This is a genomic window from Komagataeibacter melaceti (assembly GCF_003403295.1).
GTDB lineage: Bacteria > Pseudomonadota > Alphaproteobacteria > Acetobacterales > Acetobacteraceae > Komagataeibacter > Komagataeibacter melaceti.
The window spans coordinates 1-4,045 of the sequence record NZ_QUWV01000112.1; the positions used below are offsets into that span (position 1 = coordinate 1).

General features: G+C 62.7%; 6 protein-coding genes and 1 pseudogene. 2 read left to right on the top strand and 5 right to left on the bottom strand.

The features are described 5' to 3' along the window. Positions 1-194: pseudogene (locus DY926_RS12220) on the bottom strand (hypothetical protein); the annotation flags it as partial. A gap of 122 nt (positions 195-316) precedes the next feature. Between DY926_RS12220 and DY926_RS12225 the strand changes: the two are divergent. After that, the gene (locus DY926_RS12225) at positions 317-526 is read left to right on the top strand and encodes a hypothetical protein (RefSeq protein WP_116703621.1); all 210 of its coding nucleotides are present in this window, start codon (positions 317-319) and stop codon (positions 524-526) included. Between the two features lie 125 nt (positions 527-651). Here DY926_RS12225 and DY926_RS12230 read toward each other — a convergent pair whose 3' ends face one another. From DY926_RS12230 to DY926_RS17030, 4 genes are all read right to left on the bottom strand, one after another. Then, positions 652-990: a hypothetical protein gene (locus DY926_RS12230; RefSeq protein WP_116703622.1), complete on the bottom strand. Its 339-nt coding sequence runs from the start codon at positions 988-990 to the stop codon at positions 652-654. A 212-nt stretch (positions 991-1,202) separates the two neighbouring features. After that, the gene (locus DY926_RS12235; RefSeq protein WP_116703623.1) at positions 1,203-2,195 is read right to left on the bottom strand and encodes a TrbI/VirB10 family protein; all 993 of its coding nucleotides are present in this window, start codon (positions 2,193-2,195) and stop codon (positions 1,203-1,205) included. Next, complete coding sequence (locus DY926_RS12240; RefSeq protein ID WP_116703624.1) at positions 2,195-3,112, bottom strand: TrbG/VirB9 family P-type conjugative transfer protein; 918 nt, start codon at positions 3,110-3,112, stop codon at positions 2,195-2,197. The genes DY926_RS12235 and DY926_RS12240 overlap by 1 nt, the downstream gene beginning before the upstream one ends. Then, on the bottom strand, positions 3,109-3,339 hold the full coding sequence (locus DY926_RS17030) for a hypothetical protein (protein ID WP_148707777.1): 231 nt from the start codon (positions 3,337-3,339) through the stop codon (positions 3,109-3,111). Before DY926_RS17030 ends, DY926_RS12240 begins: the two co-directional genes overlap by 4 nt. A 95-nt stretch (positions 3,340-3,434) precedes the next feature. Here DY926_RS17030 and DY926_RS12245 point away from each other — a divergent pair. Continuing rightward, positions 3,435-4,045, top strand: a 611-nt coding sequence (locus DY926_RS12245) for a lytic transglycosylase domain-containing protein (protein WP_116703625.1), incomplete at its 3' end; no start/stop codon positions are given.

Consider the following 4,045-nt stretch of genomic DNA (forward strand, 5'->3'; position numbering starts at 1 on the left):
GGCAGGAAGACCTGCCCGTCCGGCAGGGGCGGGCCTGCGGGCACGTCCGCCACCGCCGCTGCCGCCGGGTGATGATGCACGGTGCCCCCGGCATGGTGGTGTGGATGTGCGTGGGCGGGCCCGGTAAGCGCCAGCAGCACTGTCGCGGCACCGGCCGCCAGCCTGCGCGTTATGGCACGACATTCAGGGCGCATCTTGATCCTATCGGTTCACCACGAATTCCTTTTTGCGCATAGCATGCGTGCGGATGCAGGCATACCTTCTGCCCCGACCGCTTTTATGGCAGACTGGACCGCAAGCCCGGAGATACGCAGCGATGAACCGCAGAAACCAGATATGGCCTACCTCGATCAGCCCCGTGCGTATCGGCCTGTGCGTTGTGGGGCTGACGCTTGTGGTGGTGCAGTTCGTCCACGGCCTGCACATCAGCCCCGATTCCATGCCGGGACAGGTGATGTTCCATATCGCCATGCTGGCGCTTGGCGCGATCCTGTTCGTGGCGGGCATGTGGGGGCCGTCCCTTTAGGGGACTGTTTTCTCTGCATGGTACAGAAAGTTTTTGGTTAAGCTTTTTTCAAAAAGCTTAAGGAAACGCCGCCTTTGTGAAAAAAGGCGGCACCCGGAAACTTTTATTTTCCAATAGTGAAATTTTCACCTGTTTTCCGAATCAGCACCGCTGCCATTTTCCGTAATACCGGCGCGTGAAGGGGCATCGGATCCCGGCTCCACGGTGCGGCTCATGCGCTCGACGCTCCGGTCATCGCCAAAGCCACGACCGGATATGCGGCGGCGGGGGGCCGGGTTTTCCATCAGCACGTTTTCCAGTGCTTCAGGGTCGGTGCGTTCGGCTTCATCAAACAGTTCATCGGCGCGGGCCTGATCGCCCTCGCGCTCGGCCCGCAGCCCGGCTTCGGCCAGCCTGCGCGCGGTGCCGTGCTTGCCTTCGCCCACGTCATCGGGGCGGTCATCATCATTTATGAAGCGGGGCATCGGAGTTCCCTTTCCTGACATGCATGAACATGGGTTGCCTGAAACCGATCATCGCCCCAAACCGGAATACAATTCAACCACAAAATAAATATCGAATTTGCAAATTAATTACTTATAAATAATAATATTGATGCTTCAGTGTGCCTTTAAACAGGCTTTGTGTACTTCGGAAATATATGGCCCGGCATGACCTGCCCGTACCGGGGCGCTTCCTACCTGTCGGTCAGGGTATAGACGCTGCTGAAACTCAGGTCCCGCGCGACATAGATCTGCACGATATTGCCCTGCTGCACATACAGGCTGGGGGGTACGTTGCTGGTCTGGGTCAGGATGATCTTTTCCACCTGCCCCGCGACGGAATTGGTGTCGCTATCACTGGTGGAGATGCTGGTCGTGCCGGGCTTGGAGGCAAGGTTGGTAATGGCCTGCACCATCATCTGGCCAACATTGGTAATGATCGACACCATGATCGCATCACCAAACCTGGCCCAGAAATGGGTATTGACCTTGCCCTTGACGCCACTGCCGCCCAGCGGGGTGGTGCCGGGGCTGAGCAGGTCGATCGTGACCCCCTCCGGGTTGCGCAGGCGCAGCCAGTTCACGAAAATCCGCTTCTGCCCGTATTGCAGGGCGGATGTGATCTCGCCTTCCGCAATGGCGCCCTTGTCGATCAGCCGGACCTTGCCGTTGATGGAATAGACATCATGGCTGACGCGGCATGTCACCATGCCGGGCAGGGTCGTATTGATCTCGTTTATCGTGCCACACGGAATCAGGGTGCCACGGCCTACCGTCAGGTTCTGGTCGTGCATCATGTGCGCGACGGCGGCATCCATGCCATCCGGCTGGAGGCGGGTGGCCAGCGGGTTGTCCGTCTTGGCCGCGGCCGCAGCCGGGGCGGCGGCGGAAGCCGCGGGCGTGGTGTCAGCCGCAGGGGTCACGAACACGAAGTCATGGCCCAGCCTGCGTTTCATCGCGGCTTCTTCCACGCTCTCGGCCACAGGGGCGGGCGCAGGTGCCGGGGGGGCGGGCGCTTTCGGGCAGGAGGCCTGTCCCTGCCCGTCCACCACCACCGTCCCACCGGGGCATTTAAGTGCGATATGGGTCGTATCCTGCGCACGGGCCATGCCACCGCCCAGCCCAAGGGCCGCCGCCACCGTGCCGGTGGCCAGCATGAAAGCAGGGTGCGAGGCGCGCGCGCGCATCACGAATCCCCATCGCGATCACGCGCGACGCGCCTGACGGCGGGCGAGATCGTCCCATTCGCCGCCCCGCCCAATGAGGGATTGTACGCGTCATTCACCACGCCAATGACAAGCTGGCCGTAGCGGATGCGCCATTCACGCGCGGTCATCTGGGCGGCGAGGATATTGTGGTCACGCCCCAGAACGACCGCGTTCACCACCATTTCCTGCCCGCTTTCGTTCATGACATACAGGGTGGGCAGCACCCCGTTTTCAGGAAAGCGGAAATAGGTGAAACGGTAATCATCCCACACATTCAGCGGGGCGATGGCGCGGTCCTTCTCACCATCCGAACGGCGGTAGGCGGTATTGCGCGGGCCGGTGCCGTACACATCCGCCAGTTCGGCCTGGATGTGGCTGGCGCGGGCGGCGGCGGCTTTGCGGCTGTCATCCTCATCGGGGTAGAGATAGGTCAGCTCAACCGTGGCCTGCGCCAGCGCCCACGGGGTGGCGGCGAACGCGGTGTGGACATGGCCATCGGCACCCTTTTCCTCACGCCCACCGACATAATGCAGCAGGATGTGATAGACGTGCCGGTCGGTGACGATGGTGAGGTTGGTGTCGCTTTCCTGCGCCTTGGGGCGGATGAAGCAGTGGTTCTCGCGGCAGGCGAAGGACCAGCCGCCTTCCTCGCCAAAGGCATGGGTGACGTAATGCTCATCGGGCGAGAGGGTGATGTCGGTCGCGATTCCCACCACGCCGTCAATCTCCACCGTGTCGCGCGGGTTATAGACAACCGACTTGATGCGGTAATCGTAGGGGGAGGTACTCTTGGCCCCGGTTGCCCCCGCGCCGTGCGGGCACAGCCCCGCCAGCATGGCCAGCATGCCGCCCATCACCATACGGCCGCGCAGGCCGGACCGGTTTTCCGCCATCATGGGGTGGCCGCCTGCCCCGATGGGGCGGATGGGCTGGTGGGTGTCGTGGCCGGGGTGCCGGTCAGTTCGGGCGGCAGGGTATGGTTGACCGGAACCAGATAGCGCATGTTAGGCTGCGTGGCCTGACCAAGCCGGGAGGCGCATCCCCCCAGCAGCAGGCCCGCAACCGCCATGGTGGCGCAGACCGTAATGGACCGGCGATGGACGGGTCGTGTTTCACGCTTCACAGGCAAGTGCATCCAGCTCTGACCAGAATGGCCGCTGACCGCTCAATTCCGTTTCCTGATGCTGGCTGCATGGTGAAAGGATAAAAAAGCCCTCCATGCTTTGCAAGTCCGCTAAGGAAAAACTGTACGGCTCCCTTGCCATCACGCTCATGGTTTTCATGCTGGCGGGGTCAGCGCGGGGTGGGGAGGCCGAACCGATTGCCGCCCTCGCCAGCCGCTGCGCGCCAGACCTGTCGCCCCGGATGGCAGCACTCATGGTGCGCCAGGAATCCGCTGGCGTGCCGTGGGCCATCCATGTCAACGGTCCCTACAGGCTGCCCCGCCCACCTGCGGATGCAGCAGAAGCCATTGCGGCCGCGCGGTGGCTTGGCGGGCATGGATATGATTTCGATATCGGCCTGCTCCAGGTCAACAGCCGCAATATGGCCCGCTTCGGCCTCTCCCCTTCCACCATGGTGGAACCGTGCGCGAACCTGCGGGTGGCCAGCCGCATCCTGCATGAATGCTACCTTGCTGCACGCCCGCATTCGGACAGCACGCAGGATCGCCTGCGCCATGCGCTGAGCTGCTACAACACCGGCAATGGCGAACGCGGGCTGCGCAATGGTTACGTGGCCAGCCTGCTCACGCTGGCCGCCCAGCGTGACAGCACGCCGGAAACGCTGATGATCCCCGCCCTTGAGGCCCCGCCCACCAACACAAAACC